Origin of the sequence: Streptomyces sp. CAU 1734, assembly GCF_039888735.1 — a bacterium.
Taxonomy (GTDB): domain Bacteria; phylum Actinomycetota; class Actinomycetes; order Streptomycetales; family Streptomycetaceae; genus Streptomyces.
Genome location: NZ_JBDQQP010000007.1, coordinates 70,188 through 87,630 on the forward strand (window position 1 = coordinate 70,188; position 17,443 = coordinate 87,630).

Annotated in this window: 14 protein-coding genes; 4 read left to right on the top strand and 10 right to left on the bottom strand. The window is 72.8% G+C overall.

All coding sequences use genetic code 11. From position 1 onward, the window contains the following. The first annotated feature begins 179 nt into the window (after positions 1 to 179). The gene (locus AAFN69_RS14960; RefSeq protein WP_347728976.1) at positions 180 to 1,589 is read left to right on the top strand and encodes a solute carrier family 23 protein; all 1,410 of its coding nucleotides are present in this window, start codon (positions 180 to 182) and stop codon (positions 1,587 to 1,589) included. A gap of 194 nt (positions 1,590 to 1,783) precedes the next feature. Beyond that, on the top strand, positions 1,784 to 2,494 hold the full coding sequence (locus AAFN69_RS14965; RefSeq protein ID WP_347728977.1) for a DUF5995 family protein: 711 nt from the start codon (positions 1,784 to 1,786) through the stop codon (positions 2,492 to 2,494). 30 nt (positions 2,495 to 2,524) lie between these two features. Here AAFN69_RS14965 and AAFN69_RS14970 read toward each other — a convergent pair whose 3' ends face one another. Together AAFN69_RS14970 and AAFN69_RS14975 are read right to left on the bottom strand one after the other, a co-directional pair. Beyond that, positions 2,525 to 4,216: an NAD(P)/FAD-dependent oxidoreductase gene (locus AAFN69_RS14970; RefSeq protein ID WP_347728978.1), complete on the bottom strand. Its 1,692-nt coding sequence runs from the start codon at positions 4,214 to 4,216 to the stop codon at positions 2,525 to 2,527. A gap of 107 nt (positions 4,217 to 4,323) precedes the next feature. Beyond that, positions 4,324 to 5,148, bottom strand: coding sequence for a carbon-nitrogen hydrolase family protein (locus tag AAFN69_RS14975; protein WP_347728979.1), 825 nt, complete (start codon positions 5,146 to 5,148; stop codon positions 4,324 to 4,326). A 496-nt stretch (positions 5,149 to 5,644) separates the two neighbouring features. Between AAFN69_RS14975 and AAFN69_RS14980 the strand changes: the two genes are divergently transcribed. Further along, a complete protein-coding gene (locus AAFN69_RS14980; RefSeq protein WP_347728980.1) occupies positions 5,645 to 6,253 on the top strand; it encodes a Repetin in 609 nt (202 codons plus the stop codon). 24 nt (positions 6,254 to 6,277) lie between these two features. On the opposite strand, the gene AAFN69_RS14985 is transcribed toward AAFN69_RS14980, so the two are convergent. The 3 genes from AAFN69_RS14985 to AAFN69_RS14995 form a co-directional block, all read right to left on the bottom strand. Next, positions 6,278 to 6,733, bottom strand: a complete 456-nt coding sequence (locus AAFN69_RS14985) for an Lrp/AsnC family transcriptional regulator (protein WP_347728981.1) — start codon at positions 6,731 to 6,733, stop codon at positions 6,278 to 6,280. Between the two features lie 435 nt (positions 6,734 to 7,168). Further along, positions 7,169 to 7,642, bottom strand: coding sequence for a roadblock/LC7 domain-containing protein (locus AAFN69_RS14990; protein ID WP_347728982.1), 474 nt, complete (start codon positions 7,640 to 7,642; stop codon positions 7,169 to 7,171). Then, a complete protein-coding gene (locus AAFN69_RS14995; RefSeq protein ID WP_347728983.1) occupies positions 7,635 to 9,881 on the bottom strand; it encodes an ATP-binding protein in 2,247 nt (748 codons plus the stop codon). Before AAFN69_RS14995 ends, AAFN69_RS14990 begins: the two co-directional genes overlap by 8 nt. A gap of 252 nt (positions 9,882 to 10,133) precedes the next feature. Here AAFN69_RS14995 and AAFN69_RS15000 point away from each other — a divergent pair, with 252 nt between their 5' ends. Then, positions 10,134 to 11,189: a GDSL-type esterase/lipase family protein gene (locus tag AAFN69_RS15000; RefSeq protein ID WP_347728984.1), complete on the top strand. Its 1,056-nt coding sequence runs from the start codon at positions 10,134 to 10,136 to the stop codon at positions 11,187 to 11,189. On the opposite strand, the gene AAFN69_RS15005 is transcribed toward AAFN69_RS15000, so the two are convergent. From AAFN69_RS15005 to AAFN69_RS15025, 5 genes are all read right to left on the bottom strand, one after another. Then, positions 11,149 to 12,000, bottom strand: a complete 852-nt coding sequence (locus tag AAFN69_RS15005; RefSeq protein ID WP_347728985.1) for an RNA polymerase sigma factor SigF — start codon at positions 11,998 to 12,000, stop codon at positions 11,149 to 11,151. The two genes, AAFN69_RS15000 and AAFN69_RS15005, sit on opposite strands and share 41 nt — an antisense overlap. A 201-nt stretch (positions 12,001 to 12,201) precedes the next feature. Beyond that, positions 12,202 to 13,644, bottom strand: a complete 1,443-nt coding sequence (locus AAFN69_RS15010) for a GuaB1 family IMP dehydrogenase-related protein (protein WP_347728986.1) — start codon at positions 13,642 to 13,644, stop codon at positions 12,202 to 12,204. Positions 13,645 to 13,914: 270 nt separating this feature from the next. Further along, complete coding sequence (locus AAFN69_RS15015) at positions 13,915 to 14,946, bottom strand: sugar-binding domain-containing protein (protein WP_347728987.1); 1,032 nt, start codon at positions 14,944 to 14,946, stop codon at positions 13,915 to 13,917. A 123-nt stretch (positions 14,947 to 15,069) separates the two neighbouring features. Then, entirely contained in the window at positions 15,070 to 15,756 is a 687-nt protein-coding gene (gene rpe, locus AAFN69_RS15020) for a ribulose-phosphate 3-epimerase (protein WP_347728988.1), read from the bottom strand. Between the two features lie 200 nt (positions 15,757 to 15,956). Beyond that, positions 15,957 to 17,402 (bottom strand): transcription antitermination factor NusB, encoded by a 1,446-nt coding sequence (locus tag AAFN69_RS15025; protein ID WP_347728989.1) that lies wholly within the window; start codon positions 17,400 to 17,402, stop codon positions 15,957 to 15,959. Positions 17,403 to 17,443 lie beyond the last annotated feature (41 nt).

Consider the following 17,443-nt stretch of genomic DNA (forward strand, 5'->3'; position numbering starts at 1 on the left):
GCGGGCGGACGTCCCCTCGTCCGCCCGCCGGGCACACAGGTGCATCACCTTCGGATGTCTGCCCGGCCGGGCAGGTCGGGTGACAGTCCCGTGCGCACGATTCACGGATGGAATCCCTGGCCGAAAGTCGCACTACCATGGCGCGGTCATCGAACACCTGCGAAGAAGTGGAGCGGCCCGTGAACCTCGGCGTGCGCTGGACCCTGCACGGCGATGGACGGACACCCGCTCCGGGTGCCGTCGTGCGACCGGACGAACGGCTCTCCTGGCCGCGCACGGCGGGCCTCGGCGCCCAGCACGTGGTCGCGATGTTCGGCGCCTCGTTCGTCGCCCCGGTTCTCATGGGCCTGGATCCCAACCTCGCGATCATGATGTCCGGTGTCGCGACGATGATCTTCCTGCTGGCCACCCGCGGCCGGGTGCCCAGCTATCTCGGCTGCTCGCTCTCCTTCGTGGGAGTCGCCGCCGCGATCCGGGCGAGCGGCGGCGACAGTGCGACCGTCACCGGCGCGGTCCTCGTCGTCGGCGCGGCGCTCTTCCTCTCCGGGCTCGCGGTGCAGCGGTTCGGCGCGCGGATCATCCACGCCGCGATGCCGCCCATCGTGACCGGTGCGGTGGTGATGCTGATCGGCTTCAATCTCGCGCCGGTCACCGCTTCCACCTACTGGCCGCAGGACCAGTGGACCGCCCTGCTGGTGATGCTCTTCACCGGACTGGCCGTGGTCTGTCTGCGCGGCTTCTTCTCCCGGATCGCGATCTTCCTCGGGCTGATCTTCGGCTATGTGCTCTCCTGGGCGCTCGACCGGATCTTCGGGCGGATCCACTCACCGCTGGGCGGCGGCGAGGCGGTCGACCACTGGCGGCTGGATCTCTCGGCGGTGGGCAAGGCCGACTGGATCGGTCTCCCCACCTTCCACGGCCCGAGCTTCGAGTGGTCGGCGATCCTGGTCGCGCTGCCGGTCGTCATCGCGCTGATCGCGGAGAACGCCGGGCATGTGAAGGCCGTCGGCGAGATGACCGGGGACTCCCTGGACGACAAGCTCGGCACCGCGATCGCCGCCGACGGGGCCGCGTCCATGCTCTCCACCGCCGTGGGCGGCCCGCCGAACACCACGTACTCCGAGAACATCGGCGTGATGGCCGCGACCCGGGTCTACTCCACCGCGGCCTACTGGGCCGCCGCCGGATTCGCCCTCCTCTTCGGGCTCTGCCCGAAGTTCGGGGCCGTGGTGGCCGCGATCCCGGGCGGGGTGCTCGGCGGGATCACCGTGATCCTGTACGGAATGATCGGCCTGCTCGGCGCCCAGATCTGGATCAACGCCAAGGTCGATCTGCGCAATCCGCTCAATCTGGTGCCGGCCGCGGCGGGCATCATCATCGGTGTCGGCGGGGTCAGTCTGAAGATCACCGACGATTTCGAGCTGGGCGGCATCGCGCTCGGCACGATCGTGGTCATCACCGGTTACCACGTGCTGCGGGCCTTCGCCCCGGCGCACATGAAGGACCAGGAACCGCTGCTGGACTCCGGTACCTCCACCTACGACAGCCGGAAGGACACGGCTGCGGGCGAGGACACGGAGCGCCCGTAACACCCGTACGGGCACGGGAGACCGCCGCACCGCGGGCACGGAAGGCCGCCACAGCGCGCGCGGGCACGGGCACGGAAGACCGCCGCACCGGCACGGACCGCGCGGGCGTCACGTCCCGCGGCCGGTGTACCCCGTTCCGGGGAAGTCCCGGCCGCGGGGTGCCCGCGCGGCGGCCCGGCTGGGACGCTGCCCCCATGGCGCAGAAGAGAGAGTTCACGGCCGCGGTCCCCGCCCAGGCCCGGTCCGAGGTCGGACGGATCGCCGAGCGCATGCGCGCGCTCGGCGCCCGCTGGCCCGCGAGCGACGGGGTCGCGGTCTTCAACCGGGTCTATCTGACGGTGACGGAGGAGATCGACCGCCGGATCGAAGCCGGGGACTTCCCCGACCGGCGGGCCGCCACCGCGCTCGATGTGCTCTTCGCCGGGCGCTATCTGTCGGCGGTCGCGGCGGTGGACGCGGGCCGGCGCCCGCCCGCCTGCTGGCGGCCGCTCTTCCAGTACCGCCACCATCCGGGCGTGCGCACCGTGCAGTTCGCCCTGGCCGGGATCAATGCCCACATCGGGCACGATCTGGCGCTCGCCGTGGTGGACACCTGCCGGGCCCTGGAGTGCGAGCCGGCCGATCTGGAGAACGAGTTCGACCGGGTCGGCGACATCCTGACCCTCCTGGAGGAGCGCATCCGGGAGGATCTGATGCCCGGCCCCGATCTGCTGGAGATCGCCGATCCGCTCACCCACCTGGTCGGTGCCTGGAGCCTGGACCGGGCCCGCGAGGGTGCCTGGTCGGCGGCCCGGCTGCTGTGGCGGGTGCGCGGCCTGGACGATGTGGCCGAGGAGTTCACCGAGCGGCTGGACACCACCGTGGGACTGGTGGGACGGTGTCTGCTCACTCCCTGGCGCCGGTGACCCCGGCTCCGGCTGTCTCCCCCGTACTCCTCAGTCCTCCGGCAGCTCGACCGGCGCGATCTCGTCGTACACGTCCCCCGGCCCCGGATTGCCCGGGTCGGTCGCCCCGCCGAGGTGGTGCATGACACCCCAGACCGCGTTCAGCGCGGTCTGCACCGCGCCCTCGGCCCAGCCCGCCGTCCAGGAGATGTCGTCGCCCGCGAGGAAGATGCCCCGCATGTCCTCGGGCAGCCGGTCCTGCATGAAGTGGGTGAAGAGCCGCCGCTGGTAGCGGTAGTGACCGGGCAGGTTGGCCTTGAACGCGCCCATGAAGTAGGGCTCGTTCTCCCAGGAAACCGTCACCGGACTGCCGATGATGTGGCCGCGGATGTCGACCTTCGGATAGATCTCGCCGAGCGACTTGAGCATGACCTCCATCCGCTCGTTCGCCGACAGCGGCAGCCACTTGAGGCTGTCGTCGCACCAGGTGTACGAGAGGCAGATGACCGCCGGCTTGTCCGGGCCGTTGTCCAGCAGATAGGTGCCGCGGGTCATCCGGTCGGTCAGCGTCATCGACATGGCGTCCCGGCCCGTGGTCTCGTCCTTGTCCAGCCAGAACGGCCGGTCGACCGGGACGAAGAGCTTGGACGACTCCATGTAGTGGGTGCGCTCGATCGCCGTCCAGTGGTCGATCGGGAAGAGCCGGTCGTCGCAGGCGATCTTGGAGAGCAGCATCCAGGACTGCGCGGTGAAGACCGCCGCCCGGTAGGTGCGGATATCGCCGGAGGCGTCGGTGACGGTGATCCGGTTCCCCGCCGTCCGGTTGAGCCGGGTCACGGCGGGCCTCGGCTCCCCGCCGTGCAGCGAGGCGAGCGAGGTGCCCGGCGCCCAGTGGACGATCTTCCCCGGCTCCCGCTCCCAGAGCCGCAGCGGAAGCTGCTGGCTGCCCTGGTCGATGCCCCGGTGGTGGTCGTCCGCCTCGGAGTAGACGACCCGCAGGATCTCCAGGATGGAGTTGGGGAAGTCGGTGTCCCAGCCGCCCGTGCCGAAGCCGACCTGGCCGAAGATCTCCCGGTGGCGGAAGGAGGTGAACGCCTCGGAGTCGCAGAGGAAGCCGTAGAAGGTCTGGTTGTCCAGCTTCTCGACCAGCCGCGCCCAGATCTCCCGGATCCGGGGCACATCGCGCTCGCGCATGGCCCGGTTCATGTCCGAGAAGTCGGCGCCCTCCTCCAGACAGGCGTTCCAGGCGTCCATCACATCGCGGTAGACCTGTGGGAGGTCGGCGATCGTCTCGGCGTAGTGCGACTCGCCCTTGAGATCGACCACGGTCGAGGGGGTGCAGGGCGCCAGCGGATTGGGGAACGGGCTGGTCGTCAGCCCCACCAGATCGATGTAGTGCTGGAGCGCGGTGGACGACGGCGGGAAGCGCATCGCGCCCATCTCGGCGCTCAGCCCGGGGTCGCAGCCGTCGAAGCCGACCGTGCGCAGCCGCCCGCCGATCCGGTCCGCCTCGTAGACGACCGGCCGCAGCCCCATCTTCATCAGCTCATAGGCGGTGACCAGCCCGGAGAGCCCGCCGCCGATGACCGCGACCTCGGTGCCGTGCTCGGTCGCGGGTATCTGCCCGAGCCCGGCGGGGTGGGCGAGGAAATCGTCGTACGCGTACGGGAAGTCCGGCCCGAACATGGTGATCGGCGGCTGCGCGTCGGTGTGCTGGACAGCGGTGGGCACCGTGGACGTCATGGGGTGCGGACTCCTTGCGCGGAAACCTGCCGGCTCGTGGAGGCGTCAGGGATTCGGGGTACGGCGGGGGTACGGGGGTGTCGGCCGGGCTCCCGGCGGGGCCGGGTTCAGCGGGGCGGGGCGGCGGGGCGGCTCTCGCTCAGGGCGGTGTAGAGGCCGGGGCGCCGGTCGCGCAGATAGGGATTGTCCGCGCGCGACCCGGTCAGAAAGCCGGGGTCGACATCACCGATGATCAGCTCGTCGCCGCGGCCCGCCGCGGCCCTGGCCAGCCCGTCGGGGCCGGCGATCCGGCTGAGCCCGGCGAACTCGAACTCCCCCTCGGGCCCGGTCCGGTTGGCGTACGCCACATAGAGCTGGCTCTCGAAGGCCCGCACCGGCACCAGGGACTCGGCGACGAACTGATAGGGGTGCATCAGGGCGGTCGGCACCAGCAGCAGCTCGGTCCCGGCGAGGGCATGCGCCCGGACGTTCTCCGGGAATTCGACGTCGTAGCAGATCAGCATCCCGATCCGGACACCGTCCAGCTCCGCCTGGACGACCGGTTCCGTGCCGGGGGTGAACCAGCGCTGCTCGAAGGAGCCGAAGAGATGGGTCTTGCGGTAGTTCGCCAGGCGCTCCCCGCCGGCGCCGACGAGCTGGACGGAGTTGAAGATCCGCGTCCCGTCCCGCTCCGGGTATCCGTAGCCGATCGCCAGACCGTGGCGTACCGCGATGGCGGCGACGGCTCCGGCACCCGGGCCGTCGGCGGGCTCGGCCAGTTCCGGCACCCGGTCGCCGATCGCGTATCCGGTCAGAAACATCTCGGGGGCCAGCAGCAGCCGCGCCCCGCCGGCGGCGGCGCGCCCGGCGGCCTCGTCGAGCGCCGCCAGATTGCCGGCGGGCGAGCCGGGCCGGCCGGAGCTCTGGAGCAGGGCGGTGCGCAGCGGCGGCATGGCTGACCTCGGGCGGGGTGCGGAAAGGGGTCCCGGGTGCCGGACGGGAGTCCGGTCCGGGGAAGACGTTCAAAACCGTACGGTTCTGCGTGGATACGGACAAGGCGCGACCGTTGCGCGCCGAGGGGAGATCCATTGCGCAATCCGGCGGCTCTCCGGTGATTCATTGCGCGGGACATCCACCGGGGGCGTGCGGCGGGTGTTCCGGCCGCCGCGCCCACCGGTTCGGCGGGCGCTCGCGGCCGGGGGGCGACGCGCTCGGGCGGGTGTTCCGGGCACCGCCTCCGACCCGCTCGGCGGGTGTGCCCGCCGCCGGGACGACGGGCTTCCTCCCGGGGTGGCGCCCGGCCGCCCCGCTTCCCCGCCACATGGGGGAGACCGGGTCCAGCCCCCGGTCGGATGTGCGGCGGGCGCGCCGGCGGAAGAGTGAGTGCTGTCCGGTCCACCCGCCGGATCCGCTCCGGATCCGCCCGGGCCATCAGCCGAAAGGGCAGTCATGAAGAAGATCGCCGCCACTCTTCCCCGCCGCACGAAGCTCGCCGCGCTCGGTGTCGCACTGCTGCTGGCATCGGTGGCCACCGGTGGCGCGACCGCCGCCGGGCCGGAGTGGGACCCGGGCGCGGAGCCGGCACCGGCGGCCGTCCCCGCCGCCGCTGCCCCGGAGCAGCCGCGCGAGGCCGCCGCGCTCACCGGGAAGGCCAAGCTGTACCGGTCGAAGGGCGACGACATCACCTTCTCCTTCGACGCGCGTCTCGCGGCGGAGCACACCGCCGATCCGCTCAAGGCGACCGGCACCTTCCGCTTCGAGCACTATGTGAACGGCAGGGGTGCCTGGGCCGAGGCCCGGGTGGACTGCCTGCTGACCGGCGGGAAGGTGGCGGTGGTCAGCGGGGTGATCACCGCGACGGATCTGAAGGGCGCCAAGGGCAAGCGGGTCGGGGTGACCGTGCACGATCTGGCGGGCGGCGACCGGCTCGGATACAGCTGGGCGGCGAGCGATCCGACGGGGCGGCATCTGCCGCCGTGTGTCTCCTCCGCGCCCTACGAGAAGGTGCTCAAGGGCACGGGGAACTTCACGGTGGTGCCGTGGCGGCCGGCGCTGTGACCCGGCCATCGGCCGGGGTCCGGATCAGCCCGGTGAGCCGGAGGAGAAGCGCCGCAGCAGGGGCGAGAGGACCAGGACCGATTTGGTCCGCTCCACGAAGGGCTCCCCCGCGATGCGCTCCAGCACCCGCTCGAAGTGCCGCATGTCGGAGGCGAAGACCTGGACGATGGCATCGGCCTCTCCGGTCACGGTGGAGGCGGACGCGACCTCCGGATAGCGCTCCAGGCCGCGCTCGATCGCCTCCGGCGAGGTGTTGCTGCGGCAGTACAGCTCGATATAGCCCTCGGTCTCCCAGCCGAGCGCCGCCGGATCGACCCGTACGGTGAATCCGGTGATCGCGCCGACCGCGCGCAGCCGGTCCACCCGCCGCTTCACCGCGGGGGCGGAGAGCCCCACCAGGGAGCCGATGTCGGCAAAGGAGCGGCGGGCGTCCTCCGCGAGGGCGTGGACGATGCGTTCGTCGAGGTCGTTCAGTCGCACTGCGGGTGGATCTTTTCTCTGCTGTGGCCGGTCGGGACGGCGTCGTGCCGCAACCGCAGTAGACCATGGCCGCGTGTGCGGTCCCGACCAGCGGCGCACCGGCACGGCGGCCGGCCGGCGGTCTTCCCGCGCGTACGGGGCCGGGCGGTACGGAACCGGTCCGCCCGCCGGTGGTACGGGGCCGGGTCACCGCCCGGGCGGGGCGCCGGGCACGACCGCCCGCACCGGCGGCTGCCCCGGCCGGCGGGCGAAGGGTCCGAGGCCGGCGGCCGGCCGAGGCGTGAGCGTCACCGGCGCCGGGACAGGGCGGTACGGGGACGGTGTCCGCGGCGTGCGCGTGACGGCGCGACCGGCCCGTCACGGGGCGGCGGGCGGCGGAGGGCCGGGGGCCCGGGACCACGGGGGTGATCCGGGACCCCGGCCCCTCCGCCGGGCTCAGCCGCCGGCGGGCCGGGCCCGCCCTCCCCGGCCGGTCACGGCCATGTGCCCGCCCACCCGGCTGACCAGCAGCGCCATCTCGTGGGCGAGCTGCCCGACATCGGTCTCGGCGTCGGCGAGAACGGCGAGCCGGCTGCCGTCGGCGGCGGGGGTGACGAAGAGGAATGCCTGATCGAGCATGATCATCGTCTGGCGCACGGACCCGACCGCCAGCCGGTCCCCCGCGTCCTTCGCCAGTCCGTGGAGACCGGCGCAGACGGCGGCGAGATGGTCGATGTCGCGCCTGACCATCCCCCGGGAGGCGCTGCCGACGAGCCCGTCCGCGGTGAGGAGCACGGCCTGGCGCACCCGGCCGGTTCTGGCCACCAGATCGTCCAGCAGCCAGTCCAGCCCCTTCCGGCTGTCGCCGGCGGGGTCATCGGCCGTCGCCGCGCCCGCTCCGCCGCCCGGTCTGTCGTCCTTGTCAGCCATCGTCGCTGGTCCCTTCGTCGGTGATACGGGGTCGCGGTACGGCGCCGGCGGTGCCGCCGGCGGGATCCACCCCCCGGCGTCCGCGGTCGAGCCCCCGCTGGAAGGCGCCGAAGATCGCCCGCATCTCGTCGGCCGACACCTCGCGCCCGGTTCCCTCGGGGCCGGGCCGCGCCGGCGCCGCCGGGGACTCCTGGCGGGTCCGGACGGGCAGCGCCCGCCGGGGCGGTCCGCCGCCCGGGGCGGGGAGGACCGAGCGCACCGGGGGTCCGGGCGCACGCCGCACCGGCCCGCCGTTCCGCTCCTCCCTCCCCAGGGCCCCGCCGCCGCCCGTGCCGCTCTCGCCGCCGGGGTACGGAACCAGCCGCTCCGCCGGGGCGATGACCTGGTCGGGCAGCAGCACGACGGCCATGGTCCCGCCGTGCGGGGACGGGGTGAGAGTGACCTCGATACCGTGCCGCTCCGCGAGCCGCCCCACGACATAGAGGCCGAGCCGGTCGTCCTGCGCGGGGTCGAAGTCCCCGGGCCGCTCCAGTGTGCGCCGGGCGCGGGCCAGTTCCCGGCCGCTCATGCCGAGCCCCCGGTCGTCGATCTCCAGGACGAGCCCCTGAGCCGCCGGACCGGCCCGCAGGGCGACCCGGGTCTCCGGCGGCGAGTAGAAGACCGCGTTCTCGATCAGCTCGGCGATGAGATGGACGGTGTCGGCGACGGCGTCGGCCGCGATGCCCACCGCCGGCATCGGCTCCGCCACGACCCGGCTGTACTCCTCGATCTCGCGGACGGCCGCGGAGACCACATCGGCGAGCGGGACCGGACCGCGCCGGCGGCGGCCGGGCGCCGCGCCGGAGAGGATGATCAGCCCCTCGGCATGACGCCGCATCCGGGTGGTCAGATGGTCGATCCGGAAGAGGTCCTCCAGGGCGTCCGGGTCACTGGTGCGGCGTTCCAGGGTGTCCACGAGTTTCGACTGCCGGTGGACCAGTGCCTGGTTGCGCCGGGCGATGTTGCGCAGTACGGCGAAGGCTCCGGCCCGCAGACCGGCCTGGGCGGCGGCCGCCTCGACGGCCGCCAGCCGGGCGGTGTTCAGGGCCCGGCCGACCTGGGCTATCTCATCGGGGCCGTGTTCGCCGTCACCGCCGAGGTCGAGCGGCGGGGCGGCCCGGGCGGCATCCACCCGCTCGCCCGCGCCGAGACGTTCCATCACCTCGGGCAGCTGCCGGGTGGCCAGCAGATCGGCGGCGTCCCGGAGTTCCTCCAGCCGGCCGGAGACCCGGCGTCCGCTCGCCGCCGAGAGCCAGATCGACAGGCCGACGGCGATCAGCCCGGCCACCCCGATGACCGCCGCGCGGACCGTCTCGCGGTGTGCGAGGTCGTCCGCCCGGCCGGCCGCGTTGATCCCGGACTCCGTACAGATCCGCAGATACTCCTGGACTGCGCGGTCGGCCCCGGCGTGCCGGATCGCCGCCGCGACGGCCCCGGCGCCGCCCGCCCCGGCCCGCAGAAGGGCGTCCTCGCGGGCGATCAGCGCCCGGTACTCGGGGCCGCGCTCGAACGCCGCGAAGAGACGGCGGGAGTCGCGCGGGAGCTCGGGGACATAGGTGCGGTGGAAGACCCGGCGGTCCTCGATGGTGGCGGTGAGCAGGTCGTACTGCCGGCCGGTGACCGGGCCGCCGGCGCGCGCCCCGGCGATGAGCGCGTCCTGGCGGGAGACGAACTCCCGCACCCGGACGAGTTCCACGACGAGCTGCGCCTCACGGGCGAGCCGTCCGGTCTGGCGCGCGGTGAGGGTGGTGCGAACCCGGAAGGCGGGTTCGACGACGGCCGCGTACTCCTCGGACACCCGGTCCCAGGAGAGCGCCCGGCCGATCACCCTGGCCCGCAGTCCGGCCAGCCGGTCGGTGGAGACGGCCATCGCGTCCAGGGATTTGCGTTCGGACGGGGAGAGGTCCGCCCGGCCGTCGCGGTCCTCCACGGCCTCGCGCATGGCCGCCACCGCCCGGTCGGTGGCGCGGTAGTGGCGGGTCAGCCGGTCCATGGCGGCCGGTCCGGTGACACCGCCGGCGTACTCGGCGGAGAGCCGGCGCTCGGTCTGGATCCGGCTCACCACCAGGTCGACCGGGGCGCCGAAGCGCTCGTGGACAGTCTGGAGGCGGAACAGCACCCGCATGTCGCCGGTCACCGAGACCATGGCGAAGCTCCAGAGAGCCATCAGCGCGATGACGGGTATGACCGTAAGCGTCACGATCCGTCCCCTGATGGTGGGACGGCGACTTCGCCGGCACATGGTCTCCCCCGAGAAGAGAAGAGCGCAGCAAGGTGATTACCGCTGGGTAGGGGGCAGTCAAGCTACGCGAGGCGGCGGTGAATCCGCAATGTTCTTGGGGTAATTGGGAGCGCCGGACCTCCAACTCTGTCGCGTCCCTGCTTCGATGCACCCACGGTGCGGGGCGGCGCGGCACACTCGTCTCCCCGACCCCCACCTCCGGAGGCGCCCGTGACCTGGCTCGATCCCGGCCCGTTCCTGCGCGGAGTGGCCTGGCTGAACGGGGACCGTCCGGTGCGCGCCGACCCGGCCGACTGGGGCCGGCTGTCGTGGAATGTCGGGGAGCGGGCGTCGCTGCCGATCGGCGTACGGCTGGAGTTCACGGCGCGGGGCGCGCGGGCCGTCGAGATCCGCTATCGCGCCCCGGTGACGGACGGCCGGGAGCCGCTGCCGGACTGTTTCGCGCTGTGGCGCCGGGGCGGGGGGCGCCGCGGCCGGCCGCGCGGGGCGGAGTGGGGGTTCATCGCGGAGACGCTGACCGAACCGGCGGCGGAACGCACGGTGACCGTCCCGCTCCCGGCGGCGGAGGGAGCGGGACGGGATTTCATTCTCTATCCGCCGGAGTCGCGCGCCCCGGTGATGCTGGGTCTGCGCGCGGTGGGCGGCTCGATCGCGCCCGCGCCGGCCCAGCCGCGCTGGCTGGTCCACGGCGACTCGATCACGGAGGGATGGTGGGCCACCAGGCCGGCCCGCTCCTGGCCCGCCGCGGCGGGGCGGCGGCTCGGTCTGGACACGGTGAATCTGGGGTACGCGGGCTCCGCCCATGGCGAGATGGCCATCGCGGAACAGCTGGCGTCCCTGCCCGCCGACGCGATCACCCTCGCCTTCGGCACCAACTGCTGGCACGGCGTACCGCTGTCGGCGCCGCTGCTCCACGAGACGGTCAGGGCGTTTCTCGGGGTGGTGCGGCAGGGGCATCCGCACACCCCGCTGCTGGTCGTCTCGCCGGTGCTCCGCCCGGCGGCCGAGCAGGCCCCCAACAGGCTGGGGGCCTCGCTCGGCGAACTGCGGGCCGCGCTGGAGTCGGCGGTCACGGATCTGATGCGGACCGACGGGCGGCTGCGGCTGCTGCCGGGGCACGGGGTGCTCGTGCCCGGGCAGCTCGCGGACGGCCTCCACCCCAATGACGCGGGCCACGCCGCGCTGGCGGAGGCGGTCGCGGAGGCGCTGGGGCCGCCGGCGGGACTCATTCCACGGCGAGCAGCCCCTCGCGCAGCCGTGTGGTGATCCGGGTGAGCAGCCGGGAGACGTGCATCTGGGAGACGCCCAGCGCGGCACCGATCTCCGACTGGGTGAGCTCGTCACCGAACCGCATCCGGAGGATGGTGCGGTCGCGCTCGCCGAGCTCCTCGATGAGGGGCTTGAGCGCCTGGACGTTCTCGGCGATCTCCAGATCGCTGTCCGGGGCGCCGAGGCGGTCGGAGAGCGGGGTGGCGCCGTGGTCGCCGGAGTCGTCCATCGGCATGTCGATCGAGCCGGCGGTGTAGCCGTTGCTGGCGACGACGCCCTCGATGACCTCCTGCTCGTCGATGCGGAGGTACTCGGCCAGCTCGCGGGTGGTGGGCGAGCGGTCCAGCCGCTGGGAGAGGTCGTCGGTCGCCTTGGCGAGGTCGATCCGCAGCTCCTGGAGCCGGCGCGGGACATGGACGGCCCAGCTGGTGTCCCGGAAGAACCGCTTGATCTCGCCGACGATGTACGGCACGGCGAAGGTGGCGAACTCCACCTCGCGGCTGAGCTCGAACCGGTCGATCGCCTTGATCAGGCCGATCGTGCCGACCTGGATGATGTCCTCCATCTGCTCGGCCCGGTTGCGGAAACGCCCGGCGGAGTACTTGACGAGAGCGAGATTCAGCTCGATCAGGGTGTTCCGAACGTACTGATGGTCCCGCGTGCCCTCCTCAAGCTCCGAGAGACGCACAAAGAAGATCCTGGAGATCTCACGTGCGTCCTTGGGAGCGACCGCACCGGGGTTGGAAACCTCCGGAAGATCCAGCTCCGCGCTCGGGCACCGTGTTCCCGGCTGTGTGAGTTCGGTCATGACCGTGCTCGCCGTGGACACTACGTCCTCCCCTGCTCCGTGGTCAGTGCAGAGCCCGCCTACCCCGGGTCACACCATCCATGCGCGGAAATTTTTCCGGTCTTCGCGGGGAGGTGCCGCGAACCCGTCCGGCCCGGTCCGGCCCCGGGGAATTCCGGGGCCGGACCGGGCCGGCGAAGGGGCGGGACGGGCTCCCGGGAGTCAGCTCCAGCTGGCGTGGAGCGGCTTGCCCTCGGCGTACCCGGCGGCGCTCTGCACCCCGATGACCGCGCGCTCGGCGAACTCCTCCAGGGAGGCCGCACCGGCGTAGGTGCAGGAGGAGCGGACGCCCGCGATGATCGAGTCGATCAGATCCTCCACCCCGGGACGCTCCGGGTCGAGGAACATCCGGGAGTGCGAGATGCCCTCCTCGAAGACCGCCTTGCGGGCGCGGTCGTACGCCGACTCCTCGCTGGTGCGGTTGCGCACGGCGCGCGCGGAGGCCATGCCGAAGGACTCTTTGTAGTACCGCCCGTCGGCGGTCTGCTGGAGGTCGCCGGGCGATTCGTGGGTGCCGGCGAACCAGGAGCCGACCATCACATTGGAGGCGCCCGCGGCGAGTGCCATGGCGACATCGCGCGGGTGGCGCACTCCGCCGTCGGCCCAGACGTGCTTGCCGTACTTCTTCGCCTCGGCGGCGCACTCCAGAACGGCGGAGAACTGCGGCCGGCCGACACCGGTCATCATGCGGGTGGTGCACATGGCACCGGGTCCCACACCGACCTTGATGATGTCGGCGCCCGCCTCGATGAGGTCGCGCACGCCCTCGGCGGCGACGATGTTGCCCGCGACGATCGGCACCTCGGGGTCGAGCGCGCGGACCGCCCTGATGGCGGAGATCATCGATTCCTGGTGGCCGTGGGCGGTGTCCACCACCAGGGTGTCGACACCCGCGTCCAGGAGCTGCTTCGCCTTGCCGGCCACATCGCCGTTGATGCCGACGGCCGCGGCGATCCGCAGTCTGCCCCGCGCGTCGAGGGCGGGGGTGTAGAGGGTGGCGCGCAGTGCGCCCTTGCGGGTGAGAATGCCCGCGAGGCGGCCCTCGGCGTCCACGGCGGGGGCGTACCGCCGGTTGGCGTGGTCGAGGGTGTTGAAGGCGTCGCGGGGGTCGATATCGGCGTCGAGGAGCAGCAGATCCTTCGACATCACCTCGCTGAGCTGGGTGAACCGGTCGACTCCGGCGAGATCCGCGTCGGTGACGACACCGACGGGACGCTGCTGGTCGTCGACGACGACCCCGGCGTCGTGGGCCCGCTTGGGCAGCAGGGCGAGCGCGTCGGCGACGGTCTGGTGGGGGGCGAGAACGATGGGGGTGTCGAGGACGTGATGGCGGGTCTTGACCCACGATATGACGTCGGTGACAACCTCGATCGGGATGTCCTGGGGGATGACGACGAGGCCGCCCCGGCGGGCGAGCGTCTCGGCCATCCGGCGGCCGGCGATGGCGGTCATATTGGCGACGACCAGCGGGATGGTGGTACCGGTGCCGTCGGGGGAGGAGAGGTCGACGCCCATACGGGAGCCGACCGCCGAGCGGCGGGGGACCATGAACACATCGTCGTACGTGAGATCGTACGGCGGCTTCGAATCATTGAGGAAACGCACGTACTTCAGTCTCCCACGGCGGAGCCCCTGAGCATGGTGGGAGAAAGCTCCAGCACCGGACGGGCACCCCCGGCGGAACCTCCAAGCCCTGGTGAGCGGGGGTGTGAGGGGGGTGTACGGGGCCGGCCGCGGCGGATGGTGCGAGCCGGGCCGGCCGGGGCCCGCGCGGGGCGGGCGCCGGCGGTACGGGAAGAGGCCCGGCCTCCGGAGGGCGCCGGGGTGACGGGCCGCCCCGCCCCTTCCCAGAGGGCCGGGAGCGCCCCGGACGCGTCAGTCGTCGGGGTCCGTGCGGTCCAGGGCGGGCCGCGGGGACGCCGGGCCGGAGAGCAGATGATCGGCGGCGGCGGTGTCCGTCACCAGGCTCGTCACCAGACCGGACCGCAGGACCGCCGCGATGGCGTCGGCCTTCCGCTGGCCGCCCGCGATGGCGACGACCTCGGGAATCCGGCGCAGCCGGTCGGCCTCCACCGTGATGCAGCGTTCCCCCAGGTCACGGCCCACCCGCCGGCCATCCTTGTCGAACAGGTGCGCGGACATCTCCGCGGCGACGCCGATGGAGGCGTACCGGGCCCGCTCGTCCTCGGAGAGCATGTCGTGCACCGTCGAGATGCCCGGCTCCCAGGAGCCGATGGAGACGGCCGCGACGGTGACCTTGTCGAAGTAATCGAAGGCACGCGCGATACCGGTCTGGTTGCGCAGCGCGGCGGCGGTCGCGGCGTCGGGCAGCAGCATCGGCGCGTAGATGGGGTGGGCGTCGCCGCCGGAGACCTGCGCGGCGCGTCTGACCGCCTCCACCGAGCCGCGCTCCGCGGTGCCCGCGTCGTACACCCCGGTGAGCTGCACCACGGTGCACGGCGGCAGCCGGTCGAGCGCGGCGGCCATGTGAATGGTGGAGCGGCCCCAGGCCAGCCCCAGCACATCGCCCTCATTGACCAGCTCGCCCAGGAGATCGGCGGCCACCTCGCCCAGATTCTCCGGGTCGGGCGACTCCTCGGCCTCCGCCGGGGACTCCACCACGACCGCGTGCCGCAGGCCGAAATGTGCCCGCAGCGCGTCCGAGCGCTCGGCGTCCAGCTCCGCCGGGACGCGGATCTCGATGCGCACGAGATCGCGCTCCAGCGCGGTCTCCAGCACCCGGGCCACCTTGAAGCGGCTGACGCCGAACTCCTCCGCGATCTGGATCTTGGATTTGCCCTCTAGATAGAAGCGGCGGGCCATGGCCGCCGCCTGCACCAGCTCCGCGGGTCCCATCCGCGCAGCTGACCGGCCCGTCGACACCGCGATCTCCTCACTGCTGTACACACTACGGACCCGTCATCCTGTCAGATCCGATGGATGTTGATCAGCCCCGTCGGGGCGAGTTCATCTGCTTGTGGCCCGCGGGCCGGGGTGCGACCGCACCCCCCGCGCGCCGGAGCGCATCACTCAGTGATGGCATGCCCAGGGCGCCTTGGCGAGGGTGTTCCCCGCCTTCTCCCGGAGCGCGGCGACCGCGGCGGCCGGATCGCTCGCCCCGTACACCGCCGAGCCGGCGACAAAGACATCGGCGCCCGCCTCGGCGCACTGCTCGATCGTGGCGTCGGAGACCCCTCCGTCCACCTGAAGCCACAGCTCAAGGCCGTGCTTGGCGATCAGCGCCCGGGTCCGGCGGATCTTCGGCAGCATGATGTCGAGGAACGCCTGGCCGCCGAAGCCCGGCTCCACGGTCATGATCAGCAGCATGTCGAGCTCGGGGAGGAGATCCTCGTACGGCTCGATGGGCGTGGCCGGCTTCAGCGCCATGGACGCGCGGGCGCCCTTGGCCCGGATCTCCCGTGCCAGCCGCACGGGGGCGGCGGCGGCCTCGACATGGAAAGTGACGGATCCGGCCCCCGCTTCGACGTACCGCGGAGCCCACCGATCGGGGTCGGCGATCATCAGATGGCAGTCCAGCGGGGTCTCCGTCGCCCGGCTGAGGGATTCCACGATCGGCACGCCCAGCGTCAGATTGGGCACGAAGTGATTGTCCATCACGTCGACATGGAGCCAGTCGGCGCCCTCCACGGCCCTGGCCTCTTCCGCGAGGCGGGAGAAGTCTGCGGAGAGAATGCTGGGGTTGATCTGTACGGCCATGGCCCAAGCCTGCCATGCTCCGGGGCACTTCCCCGCCCCGGAGGCACTTCCGGTACAGACCAATACGGTTCAGCCAACGATCGGATCACCCAAAACGGTTCATTCCGGTCAGCGTTGAAGCCGTCGGGGGCGGAATCCGGCCGGACCGCGGACTGTACGGGTCCGGGCGGGAGCGCCCGGACCCGCCGGCCGGCGGTGGATCAGGCCGTGCGCCGGAGCAGCGCGAGATACATCGCGTCCGTGCCGTGCAGATGCGGCCAGAGCTGGATGTCCGGCCCGTGGCCGAGCGCGGGCACGTCCACGAGCAGCGGCCGGGCGTCGATCCACTCGGCCTCGACGGGCGCGCCGCCGCGTCCGCGCAGCACGTCGTCGACCACCACCCGGGTCTCGGCGAGATGGGGCGAGCAGGTCGCGTAGCCGACCACTCCCCCGACCCGCACGGCCTTCAGCGCCTCGCGCAGCAGCGAACGCTGGAGCGGGGCGAAACCCTCCAGATCCTCCGGACGGCGGCGCCAGCGGGCCTCGGGGCGGCGGCGCAGGGCGCCGAGGCCGGTGCACGGCACATCCACGAGGACCCGGTCGAAGGTGCCCTCCAGCCAGGGCGGGCGGGTGCCGTCGGCGGTGACCACCTGGTACGGGCCCGGGTTGCCGGCGAGGGCGCGGTCGACCAGCCGGGCGCGGTGCGGCTGCTTCTCGGCGGCCAGCAGCGAGGCGCCGCGGCCGGCCGCCATCGCCGCGAGCAGGGCGGCCTTGCCGCCGGGACCGGCGCAGGCGTCGAGCCAGCGGGTGTCGGAACCCTCCAGCGGAGCGTTGGCCAGCGCGATGGCGACCAGCTGGCTGCCCTCGTCCTGGACCCCGGCCCGGCCCTCCCGCACGGCCTCCACCGCACCGGGCTCGCCGCCCTCGCTCAGCCGGACGGCATAGGGCGACCAGCGGCCGGGCAGTGCGGACTCCTCGCCCAGCGAGCCGAGCAGCTCATCGGCGGTGGAGCGGCCCGGGCGGGCGACAAGGGTCACCTCGGGGCGTTCGTTGTCGGCCTCCAGCAGATCCTCGATCCCGGCACGGCCGCCGCCGAGCGAGTCCCAGAGCGCGGCGACGACCCAGCGGGGGTGCGAGTGGACCACCGCGAGATGGTCCTCGGCGTCCTCGTCGTAGGGCGGCGCGACCTGTTCGAGCCAGGCGTCGAGATCCTGTCGCGAGATCTTGCGCAGTACGGCGTTGACGAACTTGGCCCGGCCGTCGCCGAGGACCACCCGCGCCAGGTCCACACTGGCCGAGACGGCCGCGTGGGTGGGGATCCGGGTCCCCAGCAGCTGGTGGGCGCCGAGTGCCAGCACATCGAGGACCGGGGGGTCGACCTCGCGCAGCGGCCGGTCGACACAGGCCGCGATGATCGCGTCATAGGTGCCCTGCCTGCGCAGCGTGCCGTAGACCAGCTCGGTGGCGAGGGCCGCGTCCCGTGCGTCGAAGCCCTCCTGCTCCCGGGCCTTGCGGAGCAGCGGGGGCAGTACGAGGTTGGCGTAGGCGTCCCGCTCGTCGACGGCCCGCAGCGCCTCGAAGGCCAGGAACCGTACGGGGTCCTTCTGCGGGCGGCGGTACGGCTTCTGGGGTCGGCGGGCCTTGGCGGCACGTGCCTGGTCGTTCAAAGGTGCTCCGGGGTCAATGGGGTCCGAACCCTGCCAGGGTA